This window comes from Oceanobacillus sp. FSL W7-1309, assembly GCF_038002145.1.
Taxonomy (GTDB): Bacteria; Bacillota; Bacilli; order Bacillales; family Amphibacillaceae; genus Oceanobacillus; species Oceanobacillus profundus.
In genome coordinates this window covers 530,381-550,621 of record NZ_JBBOBX010000001.1, presented here as the reverse complement: position 1 = coordinate 550,621, position 20,241 = coordinate 530,381, and the positions used below count along the sequence as shown (strand labels likewise).

Sequence of the window (20,241 nt, the reverse complement as noted above, 5' to 3'; positions counted from 1 at the left end):
TGCCCTATCAAGTAGACATTTTGAGCTGAAGGGGGATTTTATTTTAGTAGGCCGATTTTTGGTGTTTTTGATCTACCTATAATAAATAGCTTTATAATTGCTGTCTCGGTACTAAATATATTTTCGTAACAAAATATATCCTAATTTTTTGCAGTAATTTTAGAAAAACACCTGCATACTTTACCATTAATGACAAAGGATAACTACGAATAAAAGTTATTCTACAATGGAGGGTTTTGTGTGGAACAGGAAAAACAAATAAGGCTGACATCGGGAGAGCTATCACAGCTTCTTTATCAATACATGGAAGAGAGTGCAAGTGTATGTGCATTAAGCTTTTTTCTTGAAAAAGCTGAGGATGGGGAGATCAAGCAAGTTATCGAACATGCTTTGAAATTATCGCAGTCCCATTTGCAAAAAATCAGCTCAATTCTTACAAAGGAAAAACATCAAGTCCCTCTTGGTTTTTCAGTAGAGGGTGATGTTGATTTGACCGCTCCCAGATTATATTCTGATGGGTTTGTACTAAATTATATCCATCAAATGGCCGGAATAGGACTTTTAACTTTAGCATCTAGCTTATACTCTTCTGTAAGAACAGACATTACAGCGTTTTATAAAGAATGTATAAAAGAAACAATGGAATTATTCGAGATGTCAAAGGACTTATTGTTAGAAAAGGGGATTTATATCAGAGCGCCATACGTGTCTAAAGATAGAGAAATTGAATTTGTAAAAAAACAAGGTTTTATGTGGGACGTTATTGGAGAAAAAAGACCATTAATAGCAGCTGAAATAGCAACGCTTTATGCGAACATTCAACGAAATGCTTTAGGAACAGCTACATTAACAGGATTTAGTCAAGTATCTCAATCAAAAGAGGTCACAAAATTTATGCTGAGATGTATAGAAGTTGCTAAAAAGCATATTGAACTGTTTACTGGAAAATTAAAGGAAAGCAATTTGCCTGTTGCAATGACATGGGATGCCGATATAACAACTAGTACCGCATACACATTCTCTGATCGATTAATGATGTATTATACAACCGCTTTGATTTCTTTAAGTGTTGGCTTTTATGGTACAAGCATTTCTGTAAGCCCCAGAATGGATTTAGGTGCAATGTATAACAGGTTATCACTTGAGATCCAGAAGCTTTCTGAAGATGGGGCAGATATAATGATCAAAAACCAATGGTTAGAACAGCCCCCAATGGCTCCGAACCGCAAAGATTTAGCAAAAGACAATTGAAGGTAAGGTGGTCATTGAGATGTTATGGCAGATAAGGGCGCAGGTGAAAAACTTTTATGGAGTATTGCTTTACCAGGATTAGGCCAATTATTAAATAAAAAATATGCCAAAGGAATCATGGTGATTTTTTTAGAGCTTTTGATTAATGTAGAGGGGAATCTTAATAAAGTTGTCGTGCTCAGCTATCATGGAAAAATAAGTCAAGCAATTCAACAAGCGGATTATCAATGGATTTTGTTTTATCCTTGTTTATATTTCTTTGCGATGTGGGATGCATATAAAGATGCGGGAGGAGGAAAGCGAGCCTTTTCCTTTTTACCGTTTGTATTTTCCGCCTATTTTGTTACCTTTGCATGTATGTTTTCGTCTGAATTAAAACTATTTGGAGTATTATTAGGGCCAATCTGGCTATCCACTTTAGGGATTATCCCAGGGGTGGTTGTGGGGTTTATATTACAAGCAATCTTGCTAAAAGCAACGAATTAAATGGAACAAAAACACCTTCGAAATACTGTTCGGAGGATTTTTTTGCTTAAAAAATAGCAATAATTTACTAGGTTTGAAATAACACGATTAAAATGCAGTTATTAGCCATCTTCTACTCCAAATTTTTAATTTATCGTTAAGAAATAATTTGTTTTTCATGGTCTATATAGAAGATGTTTTTTTATTTTGGGCTTTTGTATACATTGCTTATCCAGTATATATTAAGGAGAGAAAAATTAATGATAGAGAGGAGCGGTGGGATGATTATAAGAAAGCGCACGAAACCTTTGATACTACGTAAATATGAAATACTGCGAACACGCTTAAAGCGTAATTTTCCTAGAATTCAGCAGATCGATAGAGCATATGGAAAATACATGAAAGGATATATGGGTGAGGTGAAGGTCGATTATTATCTGCAATTTCTTGAACAGATCACTACGATTCTCCAGGATGTCTGTTTAAAACTGGATGGGAAAAGTGTTCAGCTTGATAATATTATCATTTCGCAGCACGCAATTTATATCGTTGAAGTGAAAAACTATAGTGGCACAATTATTTTTGATACAACACTTAACCAGTTTATTCGAGAAGACGGCAAGAAAGAGACAGGGTTTAGCCACCCAATTACACAGGTAGAATTACAACAGCTTAAACTTCAAAACTGGCTCCATCATAACGGCTTCACAAATATTCCCATCTATTATTTCGTCGCAATAAGCGAACCATCTACCATAATAAAAGTTATAGGAGATACAGAGCCAATAGCCAAAGTAGTTGCACACGGCGAACGGATTCCCCACATCATACTAGACATTGAAAAAAAGCTTGAGAACACGAACAAAATCATCCATCAAAAAATCGGACATATGATTTTAAAGAAATGCATTGACTTTGACCGAGATATTATGAAAGAGCATGAGATCAAAAGAGAGGACTTAGTGAACGGCGTAAAGTGCACGAACTGTGACATGCTTGGAATGCAGCGGACACCCAGAAATTGGGTGTGCCCAAAATGCGAGCATAAAGATCGACACGCACATCACCTAGCAATTAAAGAATATTTATTGCTGTACCAATGGATAACGAATCAGGAATGTAAAAATTTCCTCCAGGTAAACTCCCGATACATGGTAAACAAAGCATTAAAGAATATAAATCTAACCTATGAACCAGCAAATAAAAGATGGATAAAAAATAAGCAGAAATAACGTACCATCTGCCCACGCTACGACACCAAACAGAAAATTAAAGCACGCTCCCACTACGCTACGACGCCAAACGCAAAATTAACGCACCATCCGCCCACGCTATGACACCAAACGCAAAATTAAAGCACCATCTGCCCATGCTACGACACCAAACAGAAAATTAAAGCACCATCCACCCAAGCTATGACGCCAAACACAAAATTAACGCACCATCCGCCCATGCTACGACACCAAACAGAAAATTAAAGCACCATCCACCCAAGCTATGACACCAAACAGAAAACTAACGCACCCTCGCCTCAAGCTATGACACCAAAGACAAAATTAACGACCCCTCGCCGCACATTACGACACCAAACACAAAATTAACTCACCATCCGCCTCAAGCTACGACACCAAACAAAAAATTAACGCACCACCCCGCCCACACAAAAAAAGACCTCCAGCCACAGCTGAAGGTCTTCTATCATTCTAGTAAAATCTTTTAAAGCTATCAAAATGCTTCTTCCAATAGGAATTGTCTAAGCTCGTAATTTGTACGCCGTTTGATGTTCCTGCGTGGATAAATTGGTTGTTTCCGAGATAGACTCCCATATGAGAGATGCCTGATTTATATGTTCCTTCAAAGAATACAAGGTCTCCTACTTGTGGTGTGTTCACGTAAAAGGAACGGTCGAAGTAGCCTGCTGCTGATGTTCTAGGCAAGTCCATCCCAGCTTGTTTGTATACATAGTAGATAAATCCACTACAATCGAATCCGCTCGGTGTAGAACCACCCCATACATATTTGACGCCACTCATGCTTTTAGCTGTGCTAATAAGCTTGTCCACATTGTAGCTTACATCAGTTGCTGGAGCATTGTTTGAACTTCCGCCTGAGTTAGATCCGGATGAGCCATTTGAACTACTTCCGATACTTAGCTTCTGTCCGATTAAAATGAGATCAGAGCTTAAGCTATTCCATTTTTTCAAGTTGCTAACTGTAACACCATGTCGTGTAGCAATACGTGATAACGTGTCGCCTGACTTAACGGTGTAGACAGAAGATGAGCTTGAAGAATTGCCGGATGAACTAGATCCAGAAGAACTAGAACCAGATGAGTTTGATGATCCAGAATTTCCAGTAGACGCTCCGTTCTTACTTACAACAAACTTATTCCCAGGGTAAATTAAGGTTGTGTTTAAGTTGTTCCATTTCATCAAGTTAGATAATGAGATTCCATGTTTGGAGGCAATGCCGCTTAACGTGTCCCCTCGTTTTACTGTATATGTAGTAGATTTATTAGTTGAAGTGTTTGTATTCGTACTTGATGATGATCCCGTGCTCGAAGATGATTTCGTAGTCTGAATGACTTGATTCGGGAAAATTAAATCCGATCTCAAATTATTAATCGATCTCAGTTCAGATACGCTTGTACCATATTGCTGTGCAATCTTCCATAGTGAATCTCCGCTCTTAACCTTGTGTGATGCTGCTTCTGCTTCCTCAGCTGCAAAAATAGCTGATGCAATCGCCGCACTTGCAGTAACCGACATAATAATTTTCTTGTTCGCCAATTTTTTATCCCCCTGTTGTAATCAAATAGTATAGTAATTCCAGTAAATACTTGCCAGTTCGGCAGGTTATGATTTTATCCTGGAAAATTCGCCAATTTATTTCTGAATATCCATGTTCTAACAGAAACTAACACTATTATAGCTATTATTTCAAAATTATTATAGATTAATAGGACATTTGTAACATGATTGTAATGTAAAGGTTTGGTAAAGATCTAAAAAAGTGTTATGATGTCACATCTTGTCCTTGATTTATGAAACAAAAAAATTCCCATACAAATCAAAAACTATTCCCAAAATCTTTTATCACCACCTCCAACACTTTCTGATACCGTTAAAGAAGGATTAAACTTAGAAATGAGCAGTGAAAGTGAACAATTATCAGAAAAAAATCAGGTGATAAGTGGTTATATTCATCAGTTTGTAACTGAGATTACAACAGGTCCGGCTCTAGTAACAGAAATTTCGAATACAACGGTTGAATCTTTTCAAGTAAAAATGCTTTAAATGATCAGTATAGATACCGTCCCACATCCTGTTTTCATGACTTTAGACACCTATAATTTTACGGTTCTATATGATATAATAATACTAGGTAAAATTACTTAGTTAATTACCATAAAAATACATTATGAATTATAGCTATCAAAACAAATACATAAAGTAATTCGTAATTTAGTGAAATCTGGAATCCAACGAATTGGAAATAAATACAGAAGCATTATCGTGAATCATTAGGTTTTGTATTCTAAATCACTTCTTGATGCAATAAAAAATATGGATATCAACTGTATTGATGCTTGTGTAACTATTTATTCTTTTGTTTTATAAAATAATCGGTGAGAGTGGAAATGTGATAGATATTGTATACATTCTCAAATCTTACTTTGAGTACGTGATGGTGATAAAAAAGTAGACTTGTATAGATATGGTAAGAGCAACAGGTGCTCGAGGCATAACTACAATAATCGCACTTTCTCATAGAAATAGTGAATATGATAATTACGTAAAGTCAATTATCGTTCCCAAGAGCGAAATTTGTTGCTAATTGAACTGCCTGCAAAGTCCGTTAAAATGGTTGCTTTAACACAAGTAACAGTAGTAAGCCACGTTGAAAAATTGGGAACAACATTCAAAAATTCGCTAATCAATTCATTGATTCCAATCTTATATTGACTAAAAACTAAACTAGAAAAAAATAGCAAGAATAAGGATAGAATAGAAAATATCTAAAAAAGGGTTAATCAGGTGATACATTTTCTCATCGTAGAAAATTAGAGGTTACTTTTATGATGGTATAGAAGCCATTGTTAAAAGAACAGATGATATAAACGTTATCGGTGCAGTGGATAACGGAGAAATTGCGAACAAGCAGATGGAATACCTAAAACCAGATATTGTGATCATGGATATTCATATACCACAAATGGACGAGATTCGCACAACAAAATATATGAAAAAGAAGTATCCAGAAGTAAGTGTTTCATAATTTCCAGAATTAATGTTGGTGCAGATGGATTTTTAGTGAAAGCAGTTTACGCTGAGCACTTGCTGGAAGCTATTCGAATCGCCTATCGGGGAAAAACAAAAAACAATCTTTTCAGGCGAAGTAGCACGCACGGATGCTTGTTGCTCGAATAAGTCAACTGACAAAGAATAGTGAGCAAATATTTACATTACGTCTTGAACGTCTTGGATATTCCTTTACAAAGCGTGAGACAGGCATTGCATTCATATTGCAAATTGCCCACAAAACTATTTCTTGGAGAAGGCACGGTAAAAAATTACTTTAGCTAGATTTATAATAAACAGAATATATGAAACCGAGCGAATATTGTTGAATTTATCAACAAGGTCACACGGCAGAATTCAAATTAGAGGAAATGACCTATTAGTGACTTTTATTGTAAGAAGTCACTAAAATAGAAGCTTGTTACTAAATGTTGTTAAGACAGTAAAAACTAAAGAATAGGTAGGAAAGTTGAATGGTGACTATTTTATACATAAGTAAGACCTCATTTTCTAGGTTGATTATACAGAAAATTAAGGAAGAATCAGAAACGGAGTTAATTGGATGTGTGTTGTATACAACATCCGCTCTCGTCATTGAAAAGAAGTCGAATGTTATTTTGTTGGACGCAGAATTAATTCCAATGTCCGAGACAACAGCCGCTATTAAACAAATAAAAGCGGCCACCCCTTTTGTCAAAATTATCACGATAGTAGATGCTTCACAGCTAGATAATTCAATAGCATTCATTGAAGCTGGCAGTGATGGCATCATCGAAAAGCATATGGACTTTGAAGAAAAACTGATGCCAGTCATTCTTTCTGTTCAAGATGCGCATTATTATGCTCCTTCCAGCGTAATTATAAATCTATTAGGACGTTTAGATGAATTAAAGAAAGATAATTTTGACCTATTTCAGAAATGTTTAGTGGAAAATGGAATTCACATTTCGACAAAAGAATCTCTAGTTGCTTATTTTCTCAAAAAGGGTTTAATGAATAGAGAAATCGCAGAACATATACAGATTAGAGAAGGAACTGTAAAAGTACATATCAGTCGAATCTATAAAAAAGTTAACATCAGGGGAAGGGAAAATGTGGTACACTATCTAAATGAAATGATGTCGAATCGTATACGAATCGAAAATTAAAAGTTAGCAAAATAAATTAAAATTTTAAGATAGATCATGTCGATGACATATCGTAAGAGACTTATATTTCTTAAGTTACTTGACTCCATAATTGTCAGCATAACTACTTCATATCGATATAGATTTTATATCCAGTACATACAAAAGTTTTATTTGCGGAACCAATCCTATGGTGAATAATTGTACCTTTAAAAGTCATCATTTATTTGTATTGATTTACAGGCTCTATAATAAGATTTAGGCATATGCCGGTGTCGGAAGTAAGTGACTGTAAAACTTTTATAGTATATCAACTATCTAAATGTCAAAGGAGTTAATGATTCATGCACTAGAAGTCAATTTAAATACAGACTACCTAAATTCGTTTTACTTTCCTTAACATACCAGTGAAGATTTTGAGAAGAGTCTTTACAGTAAGCGTACATATATTTATAATATCGTAATTGTCATGAAACGTTTTATCAGAGTACACATAGTGCTTTTAACACTGGACACAATATTCTAGAGAAATTGATGGTAACTATTGCGAATTTGAAAGCTTTAAGTAAAATCATCCAGGAGAAAATTAGAGTTTGATAAAGTATTTGAACCTATTAAGCCTAGAGTGGTCCTAGCTACCTATGCTTCAACAGCCGCCTACATGAAGCTGTTGGATTTAGACCACAAACGTCTATTGAAAAAGGGTTACAGAAGTTCGCTGATTGGTATGTAGAGTATTATGATAAGAAGTAGTTTATTAAAGCTCGCTATGTACATTTAAAATTAAATAAGGAGTGAGTTCTCATGAAAATAACAGTAGCAGGTACCGGATATGTCGGCCTATCCAACGCAGTACTTCTAGCGCAACACAACGAAGTAACTGCACTAGATATCAACCAAGAAAAAGTAGACATGATTAACAATAAGAAATCGCCAATTGTTGATGAAGAAATTCAAACATTCTTAGAAACAAAGGAACTAAATTTAACAGCTACTACAGACTCAACAGCAGCTTTTAAAGATGTTGAATATGTTATTATTTCAACACCAACAAATTATGACCCAGATAAGAATTATTTTGATACAAGCTCGGTTGAATCGATAATTGAAACGGTTATCGGCATAAATCCGAATGCCATCATGATTATCAAGTCAACAATCCCAGTGGGATATACGAAATCAGTACGTGAAAAATTTAAGAATGATAACATCATTTTCTCTCCAGAATTTCTAAGAGAAGGTAGAGCCTTATATGATAATTTATATCCATCTCGAATCATTGTAGGGGAGCAATCAGAACGTGCGGAGAAGTTTGCTGATTTATTAGCTGAAGGTGCAATCAAGGAAGATATCCCTGTGTTATTCACAGATTCTACTGAAGCTGAAGCGATTAAATTATTTGCAAATACCTATTTAGCAATGCGTGTTTCATTCTTTAATGAGCTTGACACATATGCCGAGGTAAAAGGGTTAAACAGCAGGCAAATTATTGAAGGAATTGGACTAGATCCTCGAATTGGTGATCACTACAACAACCCCTCGTTCGGCTATGGCGGCTATTGCTTACCGAAGGATACAAAGCAGCTACTCGCAAACTATGCAGATGTACCGAATACTATTATTAAGGCAGTTGTTGATGCTAACTCTGCACGAAAAGACCATATTGCTGATATGATTACAAAACGAAATCCTAAGGTTGTTGGTATCTACCGTTTAACAATGAAGACAGGTTCCGATAACTTTAGACAATCAGCTATTCAAGGTGTAATTAATCGAATAAAGGATCAAGGAGTAGAAGTAGTCATTTACGAACCAGTACTTGATTCTAATGAATTTGATAGCTCACGAGTGATTAAGGATTTTGCAGCGTTTAAACAGGAAGCTGATGTAATTGTTGCAAACCGTTTGTCTGATGAGTTGAAAGATGTGAAAGAGAAAGTTTATACGCGAGACGTGTTTAGTAGGGATTAAGAGAGCGTTTACCTGTATAGAATAACTTATATCGACGAACCCTATCCTTGGTAGCTATTATACTCGGGATAGGGTTCACTTTAATATTCAATCGAACACATCAATCATTAGATTCAATCAATATCCTCAAACGTCCCCCCTAGCTTCGATAGGAAGCGCGTTGGAAGAAAGTATCGCCCTAGCAAAAAGTATCTTTAAAAATAGTCCAATTGCTGTGATGCAAGCAGAAAGGCAATTAATCATGGGGTTGAGGTTCAGTTCCTTTGTAGAAGGCCATGGTAATAGAAGCAGAAGCGTGGTTGGTTAATTTTGCTACAGAAGACCGAGTAGAGGGATTACGAGCATTTGCTGAAAAGGATAAACCGAATTATAAGGGGAGGTAGATCTTTGCAGCCTGTCAATAGATTACCATATCTGCTCTAAAATAATCCGTGGGCAGGTTCCTCGTTCCATGAAACGAGAGAACCGTCCCCATGTTTCACCCATATTTCAACTCCAAATATAAAAAGCAGACCTAAGAATGGCCTGCTTCCTTATTTCTTATTCGCTTCATAAACTTTCAACAATTTTCCTTTTACTTTCGTATGCTTCATCGATTCCAACACAAGTGACCCTTTTCCATTTAATATCTCTACGAAAGATGCCGTATCTTGGATTGTAATGATACCAATATCCTCTACAGCTACACCATCTATTTTTGCAATGGTGCCAACGAAATCAACTGCTCGAAGCTTCTTTTTCTTTCCGCCATTAAAATATAACTTCATGATTTGTTTATTTAGTTGCTCACTTTTAGACTTTTTCAAGGTTGGTCGCTGGTTCATTTTTTCCTGAAAAGCAGATTTATTACGTGCAACGACTTCCATTGCCGGTGCATGCTTCGCTGGAATATTAAAACCAATATATTCCTCTATTTCATTCAAAAAGCGATCTTCAAATGACGTTACCAAGGTAATCGCTTTTCCACTCAAGCCTGCTCGTGCCGTTCTTCCTGTTCGGTGGACATAGCTTTCTTTTTCCAATGGGATATCATAATTAATGACATGGGTAATATTCTCAATATCAATTCCTCTTGCAGCTACATCCGTCGCAATTAAATAACGGAATTCTCCCTTTCTAAAATCATTCATGACTGCTAAACGATCGTCTTGTTCCATGTCGCCATGGATTTTAGCCGCGCTATAGCCTGAATCGGTTAATGCCTCACACAACGTATCGACTCTATCTTTTGTTCGGCAAAAAATGATGCAGCTGTCTGGGTTTTCAAGCACTGTTATGTCTTTAAGCAAGGAAAGTTTACCTTGTTCAGGAACGTTATAAAGAAAATGTTCGATTTTATCGGTCGTCAGTCCGGAAGCTTTTATTTCAATATCAATTGGGTCTTTCATATACTTCACTGCTAAGCTTTTTACTGCTTCTGGTAAGGTAGCCGAGAATAACAGGGTTACCCTTTCTCTTGGTAACTTATTAATAATCGCTTTTACTTGTTCAATAAATTCCATATTCAACATTTCGTCTGCTTCATCAATGACAAGATAGCGAATCTTCTCGAGGGCAAGTGTACCTCTTTCAATATGATCATATACACGTCCAGGGGTCCCAACTACAACATGGTTTTTTTGTTTCAATTCGGTCTTTTGAATGGCAATCGGTTGTTTCCCATAAATGGCTGTTGCCTTTATCCGTTTCAATCTTCCTATATTGGTCAAGTCATCCTTCACTTGGACAGCGAGTTCTCTTGTTGGGGTTAAGACAAGTGCCTGTGGCTTATTTTCGATCCAATCGACTAGCTCACAGATTGGAATCCCATAAGAAGCTGTCTTCCCGCTTCCTGTTTGTGATTTCGCAACGAGATCTTTCTCCTCTAACACAATTGGAATTACCTTGCTTTGCACCTCTGTTGGGTTTTCGTAACCTAAGCTCTTTAGAGCAGTCATGATGTCTTCGCTTAGTTTATAATCGGTAAAACGTATCTCTGTCATTTGTTAACCTCTTTTTTGTTGTTTTTTTCTTGTATTTCCGTTCTTAGTATTGCTTAAAGACCAGTATATCATGAAACAAGGGGAGGGGTTCTCTCGTCTCATGTGATTGACATCCGGTGCCTGTCGCTTGAGTGATAAGTTATGGATTGGTAACATTAAAAACGGTGTAAAATATAGATAGCTATATGTAACAAAAATAGACTATAATAAGAATATGACGAAAGAAGAGGAGACAATACATGTCCAACGAAAAAAAGCTTAGTACCAGAGAGATTGTACAACAGCAACTGGAACGAAAGAAACAAGCGCAAGCAAACAATACAAACACCAAAAACGGCAAAGGTGGAGCAAAGCATATGCAAAGCCAACTCGCGAAGAAACCGAGTATGACGCGCCGTAAAATGGGAAGTTAATGCTAATTTAAAAAGTACCGTTTATATATAAACGGTACTTTTTGCTGTTTACACAGACTCTAGGATCAGAACGCTTCTGTTTTTAGAACTTCGATTTTCAAAAAAAAAGACCTACCTATTGGGTAAGTCAAGTTCCCGATATGCATCCTGATATTTCCCGCCTGAAGCGCCTGCAGCAACCTCGGCATGGTACAAAGCCTTAAGCGCAAAGCTCTTTTCAAGATCGTGTTCTTTCATTAGTTTTTTAACTCTTTTTGTAATTCTTCATTGTGCATAACTAGTTTTTTCATGTGAGATGTATAATATTTCATCTGCTACTTTAATCCTTTTGTATCCAATTATTTATGTAGTAAGTACAGCATTCGTACTGTGTAATTGCCTTATTGCCTTAAAATTGCTTACACAACCTTTAATTTAAGGTGTCTGTCACTACCTATCTTCTTAGATGGATACTGCCGAATTTCCCCTCTTGCCATGCTATTTACCATCAAGTGTCATGAAATTACCATTGATTGCAGTGTGTTTACCAAAGTCTAACAGGGGGGTGTAATTTGTAATAAACTATAGATAAACGGCCATTGGGATATCACTGTCCCAACGGCTGTTCAGTAATCATTTAAAACTCTTATCTTCTAATTGCATATTAATAATCTCCATGGCCCAACGAATGCGTTCATCATGGTTTAAATCCTCTTCTTCGGTCCATTTTCATGTGGTTAATAGTCTTTCTACTTAAAAGGCAACATTGTCCAGAAGTAGAGCAGGCCTATATAAATCCTTTTTCTACCGCCGGGTATTTATTGCTCTAATTCTTCTTGGACGGATTCTGGAACCTCCTCCCAAGACACTTCATCATAAGATGTAACTTCATTTTCTTGTTTAACATACAATTTCAAGTACGCACCTTGTTTTAATTCTTTTTGTGCAGAAAACTCTACATTCAACACGTTACCATCTTCATGATATGCGGGAAGTTCATACCAATAGGTTGTCATAATTTCTCCCGAGTCAAGCTGAGACTCATCTGTATAAGAAGGGACTCCAACCTGCACATATACATTTTCTTTTCCAAAGCGATTAAAATCAACCGTGGCCAGTATCACTACTGCAGCCACCAATAGAATAGAAACTATACCAATCGTTATACCAATTATTTTTTTCATTTAATTTCCCTCCTGAATTGTATTAAAAATGGTCTTATGAAACCCTCGTATGGTGATAAAATAATAAATAATATAAATGAACACATACGCCAACATCCAAATTGTGATTGGTACCCATAGTTCCATTTGGAAAAGGCTAGAAAATGCAATCAAAGCGACTGTACCATGCAGTAATCCAAGGATGAGCGGTGCTATAAATATGAATCCTACTTGGTAACGAATGGTACGCTTTATCTCTTTTTCAGGCACACCAATCTTATATAATATGGAATACTTATCCTTATCATCTTCAGCCTCTGTCATCATTTTAAAGAAAATAATACTGCCAGTGGCAACAAGAAAAACGAGACCTAAGAAACTACCAACAAATAACATGATTCCTGATCCTTCTAAAGAATCTTGAAAATCTTGCGCTGCGCTGGAGAAGTCTACTGTTGATGACTTCGCTTCTAATTCCTGGGACAAGTCTAAGTGCTCTTTATAATTTTCTACTTGCACTGCTTGATAAGTCGATTCTTCAGCATTCAAATCATTGTAAGCTTTATCATGAGCAACAATTACCGTACCAGGCACTGTAGAAATATTGAAGATAGATTCTCCATAAATTTGTACAACTTCATAATCTACTTTATTAAAAGAAACTTCCTTTACATCTTCCGTCCATTGTTCATCATAAAAAGGTTCTATCAAGGCAACTTCGTCCTCGGTTATGTTTAAGGAATCAATATCCCATTCAAGCGCTTCGGCCAACTGCTCAAATGCAGAATGGTCAATAACTGTATACGCTTTTTCCATTTGTTCACTGTTCATACGAATATTCTTGGTGTCTACATGAATCGATTCTTTTACAATAGAATCATCGATAGCTTCTTCTTGCCCTTCCCACATAAAGGAGAATGGTGTATATTGTTCTACGTTTTCCTCCGTGTCATAATACAATCCAAACACTGCACCACCCGCTGTAATCGTTGTTGCACTTAACGTAGCTATAATGGTTAATGTCTTTGCATTTCCACGAATTCGATACAACAATTGGGAAGCAGTCATTAAATTGAGACCTTTCCATGCCCAGAACTTCCTTTTTTTCAACATTTGAAGTACGAAAACCAACACACTGTTAAATATGAGATACGTACCCAACACGGTTAAGGCAATGATTACAATTGGCATTGCTAGGCCTAAGAGCCGCCACGCTTCCGAAGTTAAATCTTGTAATGCTAACCAATAAGCGCCCGCCAATGTAGCTAGTCCAAGAATGACTGAAATAACCCTAGCTTTTGGCAATTCTTCTCCTTTTTTCGATGCATGAAATAAATCAATCAATTTAAATCGATAAATGACTCGATAACCTTGCAACGATGTAAAGAGGAATATAATCAAGAATACGATAATTGTTTCGATAACAGCATTTGGTGAGAATGCTAGACCAATCCCGATATTCAATCCCATTAACTTTAAAAGAAGAGAGAGTAGTAGTTGAGATAGGAAGAAACCTGACACTACTCCAACGATTAAGGAAACCATCCCTATTACCATATTTTCAAAGAACAATAGAAAACCAATCTTTTGTTTTCGTACACCCATTAAAGCGTATAATGCTACTTCCTTCTTTCTTTTCCTCATAAAAAAAGAATTTGAATACAGAATAAAGATTGCAACAAAAATGATAAGCACAAACGCGGAAGCACTCATTATACCGCTGATTTGTTTTGACTGTTCTGCCAACCCACTAATATCACCACTATGTTTTAACGTTGCAAACGTAAAAAATATAATGATGGAAAAAATAGTTGAGCCAATATAAAGTCCATAACTTTTCATGTTTCGACGGATATTCTTCAGTGCTAAATTAAACAATGTCATGCCCGTCACCATCCAGTTGTGCTAATTTCTCTAAAATCATTTGGTAAAACTCTTTTCGTGAGTGTGTACCACGAATCATTTCTCTGGATAAACGTCCATCACTGATAAATAGTATTCTTCTGCAAAAGCTTGCTGCAAATGCATCATGCGTCACCATCATGATGGTTGCTTCCTGATCTTCATTTAATGAACTCAAGGCTTTTAATAAATCCGTTGCTGACTTGGAATCAAGTGCCCCAGTAGGCTCATCTGCAAAAATCAATTTTGGGTTAGAAACGAGCGCTCGGCAAGATGCAGTGCGTTGTTTCTGGCCACCGGAAATTTGATAGGGATATTTATCGAGTATTGCTTCAATCCCGAATGCTTTTGCCATTGAATCTACTTTTACATCAATTTCTTTTATAGAATTTTTTGCAATTGCAAGCGGTAATACGATATTCTCACGTACCGTTAAAGAATCTAGTAGGTTGTAATCTTGAAATATAAATCCGAGATGGTCCCTGCGAAAATCAGCAAGCTGATCCCTTTTCATTTTTGCGATATTATCATTTTCTATATAAATATCACCTTTAGAAGGGGTATCAATTGTCGCTAATACATGAAGTAATGTTGACTTTCCAGCACCGGATGGTCCCATGATTCCTACAAATTCACCATGATCTATCGTAAAGGAAATGTCCTCCAGCGCTTTAAATGTATTCGCTCCTTTTCCAAAGACTTTCTCAACACTTTTCACCTGTAATAAGGATTCCATTATTCCTCCACCTCTTTCGTATGTTGTCTTTACTATATCCCTCCATCCTTAAACTACAATCACAGGAACCTTACAAAAACCTTAAATACGTTTTTTCCTCGCAAATTCCTGTTAAGATAGAATAAATTAGATGATAATAACAAGTATGAAAAGGTGATAAACATGGAAAGACCACGGATTCTCATTGTTGACGATGAACAAGACTTATGCCAATTAATAAAAACAAGCTTAACAAAGGAAGGGTTTTCTGAAATCAATTTGGCAGGCACGATAGAAGAAGGATGGAAAAGATTTCAAGCTTTCCAACCAAACCTAGTAATATTAGATGTTATGCTTCCTGATGGTGAAGGTTATGATTTGTGTAAAAGAATAAGAGAAGTTTCACGTATCCCTATTCTCTTCTTGTCTGCTAAGTCCGATGAAGTGGATAAAATATTAGGTCTGGCAATCGGTGGAGACGATTATATTACGAAGCCTTTTAGTCCAAAGGAGATGGCCTATCGCGTGAAGGCACAACTTAGGCGCGCAGGTGTCTATACGATAGAGGCAACTGCAAAGACAACAGCAGCTAAGGCGACAAACGTTGGTCCTTTTGAAATCAATTCAGATGAAACGGAGGTAAAAAAGGACGGTCAAATACTTGAGTTAACCGCTAAAGAAGTTGGATTAATGGCATCATTTATGCGGAATCCGAACCAAATCCTCAGCAAAGAAACCTTATTTCTAAATGTATGGGGAGAAGACTTTTATGGTGCTGATAATACATTAATGGTGCACATTCGCAGGCTTCGGGAAAAAATTGAAGACAATCCGTCTGATCCTTCCTATATTTTGACGGTAAAGGGACTAGGTTATCGATTCGTGCCACATAATTAAACTTAAGTTATGGATTTGTGCATAAATATAGACTTTCCTTTTTAAGGATAGGTGATAGAAAATGAAATGGAAGCTAACCGCTCGTTATTTAATATCCATTTTAAGCATCGTATTTATTGTCATTATTGTAAACACTATAATCTTATTTGGACTGCTTATTTATCAAGCATCCCAGAATACAGGTGATTCAGAAAACAGTTCTGGTGAAAATTTCACTCGCACATTCAGCCAATACCTAAGATTAGAGGATAATCAACCATATGTGACAGAAGAAGGAGAGACTGCCTTAGAAGGATTTGGTGCCTGGCTGCAAATCTTAGATGACAATGGAAATGTGATTTCGTCCTATCAAACTCCAGATCATGTCGCGACAAATTACACCCCCATGGAGCTTATACACAAATATAAGTATATGGATGATGAATTGCATACGTACTTTATAGGCGAGTATGAAGGGTATAGTTACTTAATTGGTGTGCCAGATTCCAATGAAAAACGTGAAGTATTTATGCTGAATCCAGCCGCAATCATGATGTATGCTTCTCGGTTTTTTGGAGTCATTATCATCGTCGATTTAATTATTGCGGCAGTCATTGGCCTCTTGTTCAGTACTATTTTAACAAGACCCATAAATCGCATTATTGAACGAATTAATGAACTAAAGGAACGACAATTCCACACAGAAAAACCAAAACGCCCGGGTATATACAAACCAGTTTTTGCAAATCTAAATAATGTTTCGGCGACATTGCAAGAACACGAAAAAGAACGCAATAAATTAGAAAAAATGCGAAATGATTGGATTCGTAATGTCTCGCATGACATCAAAACTCCACTCGCTTCCATTCGTGGTTATGCAGAACTCTTAAGCGACGACAATGTTTCGTCACATGAACGCCTAAAGTATGCAGAGGTAATCGAGCGACAGTCTCTTTATATGAAGGAATTACTAGATGACTTCAATCTTACCATGCGACTCAGGAACCAAGAAATGCCGCTTCAAAGACAGGACACAAATATGGAAGGCTTTGTTCGAGAAATGGTCATTGATTTACTAAATGACCCTCAATTTGGCTCGTCGCAAATTCATTTCCATAGTGAAAATAGCGAACTAAGCTGGAAAATAGACCAGCATTTAATGAAACGCGCTTTGCTCAACTTTATGTATAATGCATTCATTCATAATGATGAAAATGTAGAAGTTTTTGTAAATATTACAGAAGACGCTATTACCATACACGACAATGGAAAAGGTATTTCCCCTGAAGAGCAGACCCAAGTTTTTGACCGCTATTATCGTGGTACAAATACTGGAAATATACGAGGAACCGGCCTTGGAATGGCAATTGCTCGGGATATTATAGTAGCTCATGGAGGGGAAGTTGAGCTTGCGGGCCAAGTTGGAAAAGGGACAACTATCAAGATATCGTTTTAACGTCTTTCCAAGCAACAGTTGTCATGATGTAAGTCCAAAATCTTTCGATAATGAACCAAACAAAAAACCTCCTATATAAAAGTTTCACACCACCATAGGTGTGCTCTCTAATTATATAAGAGGTTTTAACTGGTAAACAGTTTGGCAATCGGTGGTGAATTTCAGTGGGTGTAATTGTACGTTAATGGATTAAAGTAAATTGTTTGGAGTGCCTCTCTCCGAATATCTCAAGAGTGATAGAATTAATCCAACCTAAATTTCCAAATAAGTTATTAAATATATATTATGAATCAATTATATAGCCCTAATTCCTATTGTTGGAAATAGGGCATATTTTAATTTGAGGCGGAAAAGTAAATGAAAAAGTATGCATTAATTGTAGAATAACTTGAATTGTTGCATGTGAGGTAAACGGAAAGGAAACGAAACAGACATTAGCAAAACGTGTACATCGTTAGAGCCTAAGATGAATGAAAGAATCAAGTATGCTGTACAAGAGCCGTTCAGAGAAGATAGTTATGATTTGTTGAAACAATTTCTAGGCGGTGTGGATCGGGATTACTTTATTGTCGTCTGCTCAGATCGGAAAATCAGCCGGCAGCCATTAACCTATTCGAGACCCAACCCGCCAATCACTGGCTAAAAGACCTGAGAGAAATCTTTCATGTTATTAACGATAGTTATCAGACACAGAAGACTTCGGATGGTTCAATTAAAAAGCCAGCAAAAAGTTAAACCTCCATCGTCTTCTTAGGAGGACATGATAAGAGGAAGAAAATGATTTGTTTTTTGGCGAGACCTAGTCCTTACATAGAGGACCATTAAACCTAATTTATGAATAATTGCTAGTGATAAGGACTCGATTTTAAAAAAACGAAGGAGTAGATTAGATTCATTTTTAATTTACTAGAAGGAAATTGCGATAAGTAGAAAGAATAGTTTTAATTATAAAATAAATATATAAAGGAGTAAAGATGAAGGGAGGGATTTTTAGGAAAGAATATAGGGATTCATGATAAAACTACTATTTCTGTTACTATCGGGAACAACGTGAAAAGGTAAATTGATATTACGAGGAGGGTATTAAGGTGGCTAATATGAAAAATGACAGTTGGAAGAAATTTATGTTTTTTATAATTGTCTTTCTGATAATGTTGATTCCAGTGAGTGGAATATCTGCTGAATCTGAAAGAGATTGGATGACCAATGAAGAATTTCTTGTAAAACTAAGCGAAATTTTGGAGGCTAGTGATGGAAAAGTTGAGACGGATGTCGCCGGTTATTCCACGCAAGGAAATGAAGTAATGTCTGTACGTGTTGGTACTGGTGATCAAGTGTTACTAATCACTGGTAGCATACATGGCAATGAAAAAAGTGGTGGCGAGGCACTTGTGGAAATACTAGAATACCTTGGGACTAGCGATAGCTCCTTCGCTCAATCTGTTCGTAATGAGATTACTATAGTGGCTATTCCACGATATAATGTTGATGGTCTCGAGATACCGCAAAGACAAAATATCTTTCCGTGGGACGAAGTTGTTTCTGCTTACCCACATCTAGAGGGTGCTGCACCAGCTTGGTATTATAATGAGAGAAATGGTGGCTTTGATATTAATCGTGATTTTAATGCTGATTTGAACTATGAAGTTGCAGCGGAAGATTTACCTGGACACACGAATGATTTTGGTTTCTTTATAACGAAGGAATCTCAACTACTGAGAGATCTTTACGTGGAGTTGCAAGATGAGTTTAGTCATGTAGAAGCTTATGTTGATCTGCATCACATGGGGACCCCAGTAATGAATAAAACAGGTGAAGACGTTACAATTGCTATAGACTATCCACCTTTGGGGCCAGACGATAGTACAAAATACGATGACTATCCATTACTGGATCAGGATAAATCAAAACGTTATGCGTTAGCTGCAGCTCGTGGAGTAAAGGAATTCTCAGATAAAGAGGAGCCTGGTGTAGCCCAGTATATTGCCTTTCAAGAACGTGATTTTCCTGGACAAGCTAGATCTGCATTTGCTCTTAATGGAACGGCAACTGTTCTTTTCGAAATGCCTGGTCAACAACCCCAATTCGGCTATAATCAAGATCTAGTAGATCGTGTGGAAAACGGGTTATGGGGGATTATTTCTCACATGGCTGATGGTTCTATTGATGACCTGAATGGCGATGATTTTCTTACAGAAATACCTAGGTATTGGACAGACAACATAACTGACATGAGAGATGTTATGGTACGCTTTACGGAAGAGGATCAATTTGAGAATGATAGGGATGCTCGTTTAGTAGATAACCATTTAGCTGCACTAGAAATTTATGAAAATCAAGAGAATAGCGAGAAAATGGTCAAGCATTTGAATGGATTTAAAGTTTTACTTGATAATCAGCGAGAAAACGGACTAATCAAACAAGAAGCGTATAACAGACTCAATAGTGACGCCAATCTTTTACTTGAAAGATGGGAAAATAAACTCTACGATAATGCCAGCCTTTTATTTGAAGGATGGGACAGTAATTTAATAGATTAAGTTAGCGAGAGTACCCATTTATGTAAAGTTATTTTAAACAGGTGCTTACCCCTAACATACTAAGATTAGTATGTTTAGGGGTAAGCACCTGAATGGCCTG

At 36.7% G+C, this 20,241-nt stretch carries 16 protein-coding genes and 1 pseudogene; 11 read left to right on the top strand and 6 right to left on the bottom strand.

What is annotated here, in order from left to right:
- Positions 1-240: 240 nt before the first annotated feature.
- The 3 genes from NST46_RS02540 (at position 241) to NST46_RS02530 (ending at position 2,948) form a co-directional block, all read left to right on the top strand.
- Entirely contained in the window at positions 241-1,251 is a 1,011-nt protein-coding gene (locus NST46_RS02540; RefSeq protein WP_341136710.1) for a DUF3231 family protein, read from the top strand.
- A 24-nt stretch (positions 1,252-1,275) separates the two neighbouring features.
- Positions 1,276-1,737, top strand: a complete 462-nt coding sequence (locus NST46_RS02535; RefSeq protein WP_341136709.1) for a hypothetical protein — start codon at positions 1,276-1,278, stop codon at positions 1,735-1,737.
- A gap of 239 nt (positions 1,738-1,976) precedes the next feature.
- Positions 1,977-2,948 (top strand): nuclease-related domain-containing protein, encoded by a 972-nt coding sequence (locus NST46_RS02530; RefSeq protein WP_341136708.1) that lies wholly within the window; start codon positions 1,977-1,979, stop codon positions 2,946-2,948.
- Between the two features lie 471 nt (positions 2,949-3,419).
- Here the strand turns inward: NST46_RS02530 and NST46_RS02525 are convergent, their stop codons facing one another.
- The gene (locus NST46_RS02525; RefSeq protein WP_340002315.1) at positions 3,420-4,505 is read right to left on the bottom strand and encodes a C40 family peptidase; all 1,086 of its coding nucleotides are present in this window, start codon (positions 4,503-4,505) and stop codon (positions 3,420-3,422) included.
- A gap of 357 nt (positions 4,506-4,862) precedes the next feature.
- Here NST46_RS02525 and NST46_RS02520 point away from each other — a divergent pair, with 357 nt between their 5' ends.
- The 4 genes from NST46_RS02520 (at position 4,863) to NST46_RS02505 (ending at position 9,115) form a co-directional block, all read left to right on the top strand.
- Complete coding sequence (locus tag NST46_RS02520) at positions 4,863-5,012, top strand: hypothetical protein (RefSeq protein WP_341136707.1); 150 nt, start codon at positions 4,863-4,865, stop codon at positions 5,010-5,012.
- 838 nt (positions 5,013-5,850) lie between these two features.
- Positions 5,851-5,994, top strand: a complete 144-nt coding sequence (locus tag NST46_RS02515; RefSeq protein ID WP_341136706.1) for a response regulator — start codon at positions 5,851-5,853, stop codon at positions 5,992-5,994.
- Between the two features lie 538 nt (positions 5,995-6,532).
- Complete coding sequence (locus tag NST46_RS02510) at positions 6,533-7,165, top strand: response regulator transcription factor (RefSeq protein WP_341136705.1); 633 nt, start codon at positions 6,533-6,535, stop codon at positions 7,163-7,165.
- Positions 7,166-7,948: 783 nt separating this feature from the next.
- Positions 7,949-9,115, top strand: coding sequence for a nucleotide sugar dehydrogenase (locus tag NST46_RS02505; RefSeq protein WP_341136704.1), 1,167 nt, complete (start codon positions 7,949-7,951; stop codon positions 9,113-9,115).
- A gap of 533 nt (positions 9,116-9,648) precedes the next feature.
- On the opposite strand, the gene NST46_RS02500 is transcribed toward NST46_RS02505, so the two are convergent.
- Complete coding sequence (locus tag NST46_RS02500) at positions 9,649-11,097, bottom strand: DEAD/DEAH box helicase (protein ID WP_341136703.1); 1,449 nt, start codon at positions 11,095-11,097, stop codon at positions 9,649-9,651.
- A 239-nt stretch (positions 11,098-11,336) separates the two neighbouring features.
- Between NST46_RS02500 and NST46_RS02495 the strand changes: the two genes are divergently transcribed.
- Complete coding sequence (locus NST46_RS02495; RefSeq protein ID WP_168927303.1) at positions 11,337-11,510, top strand: hypothetical protein; 174 nt, start codon at positions 11,337-11,339, stop codon at positions 11,508-11,510.
- 111 nt (positions 11,511-11,621) lie between these two features.
- Here NST46_RS02495 and NST46_RS02490 read toward each other — a convergent pair.
- The 4 genes and pseudogenes from NST46_RS02490 to NST46_RS02475 form a co-directional block, all read right to left on the bottom strand.
- Positions 11,622-11,821 (bottom strand): annotated as a pseudogene (locus NST46_RS02490) (hypothetical protein).
- 486 nt (positions 11,822-12,307) lie between these two features.
- A complete protein-coding gene (locus tag NST46_RS02485; RefSeq protein ID WP_339316226.1) occupies positions 12,308-12,673 on the bottom strand; it encodes a YxeA family protein in 366 nt (121 codons plus the stop codon).
- A complete protein-coding gene (locus tag NST46_RS02480; protein ID WP_339316228.1) occupies positions 12,674-14,536 on the bottom strand; it encodes an ABC transporter permease in 1,863 nt (620 codons plus the stop codon).
- Complete coding sequence (locus NST46_RS02475) at positions 14,523-15,290, bottom strand: ABC transporter ATP-binding protein (protein ID WP_341136702.1); 768 nt, start codon at positions 15,288-15,290, stop codon at positions 14,523-14,525. Before NST46_RS02475 ends, NST46_RS02480 begins: the two co-directional genes overlap by 14 nt.
- Before the next feature lie 162 nt (positions 15,291-15,452).
- Here NST46_RS02475 and NST46_RS02470 point away from each other — a divergent pair, with 162 nt between their 5' ends.
- The 3 genes from NST46_RS02470 to NST46_RS02460 all read left to right on the top strand — a co-directional run bounded on the left by NST46_RS02470 (position 15,453) and on the right by NST46_RS02460 (position 20,141).
- Complete coding sequence (locus tag NST46_RS02470) at positions 15,453-16,166, top strand: response regulator transcription factor (RefSeq protein ID WP_341136701.1); 714 nt, start codon at positions 15,453-15,455, stop codon at positions 16,164-16,166.
- A gap of 61 nt (positions 16,167-16,227) precedes the next feature.
- On the top strand, positions 16,228-17,601 hold the full coding sequence (locus tag NST46_RS02465) for a HAMP domain-containing sensor histidine kinase (protein WP_251660686.1): 1,374 nt from the start codon (positions 16,228-16,230) through the stop codon (positions 17,599-17,601).
- A 1,097-nt stretch (positions 17,602-18,698) separates the two neighbouring features.
- Entirely contained in the window at positions 18,699-20,141 is a 1,443-nt protein-coding gene (locus NST46_RS02460; RefSeq protein ID WP_341137310.1) for an FIMAH domain-containing protein, read from the top strand.
- Positions 20,142-20,241: the final 100 nt, after the last annotated feature.

What these genes read in the sequence shown, in the direction of transcription:
- NST46_RS02530 (WP_341136708.1), top strand. Translation starts at nt 1,977, where the DNA reads ATGATAGAGAGGAGCGGTGGGATGATTATAAGAAAGCGCACGAAACCT.
- NST46_RS02470 (WP_341136701.1), top strand. Translation starts at nt 15,453, where the DNA reads ATGGAAAGACCACGGATTCTCATTGTTGACGATGAACAAGACTTATGC.
- NST46_RS02465 (WP_251660686.1), top strand. Translation starts at nt 16,228, where the DNA reads ATGAAATGGAAGCTAACCGCTCGTTATTTAATATCCATTTTAAGCATC.
- NST46_RS02535 (WP_341136709.1), top strand. Translation starts at nt 1,276, where the DNA reads ATGGCAGATAAGGGCGCAGGTGAAAAACTTTTATGGAGTATTGCTTTA.
- NST46_RS02460 (WP_341137310.1), top strand. Translation starts at nt 18,699, where the DNA reads ATGAAAAATGACAGTTGGAAGAAATTTATGTTTTTTATAATTGTCTTT.
- NST46_RS02480 (WP_339316228.1), bottom strand. Translation starts at nt 14,536, where the DNA reads ATGACATTGTTTAATTTAGCACTGAAGAATATCCGTCGAAACATGAAA.
- NST46_RS02500 (WP_341136703.1), bottom strand. Translation starts at nt 11,097, where the DNA reads ATGACAGAGATACGTTTTACCGATTATAAACTAAGCGAAGACATCATG.
- NST46_RS02475 (WP_341136702.1), bottom strand. Translation starts at nt 15,290, where the DNA reads ATGGAATCCTTATTACAGGTGAAAAGTGTTGAGAAAGTCTTTGGAAAA.
- NST46_RS02485 (WP_339316226.1), bottom strand. Translation starts at nt 12,673, where the DNA reads ATGAAAAAAATAATTGGTATAACGATTGGTATAGTTTCTATTCTATTG.
- NST46_RS02520 (WP_341136707.1), top strand. Translation starts at nt 4,863, where the DNA reads ATGAGCAGTGAAAGTGAACAATTATCAGAAAAAAATCAGGTGATAAGT.
- NST46_RS02495 (WP_168927303.1), top strand. Translation starts at nt 11,337, where the DNA reads ATGTCCAACGAAAAAAAGCTTAGTACCAGAGAGATTGTACAACAGCAA.
- NST46_RS02505 (WP_341136704.1), top strand. Translation starts at nt 7,949, where the DNA reads ATGAAAATAACAGTAGCAGGTACCGGATATGTCGGCCTATCCAACGCA.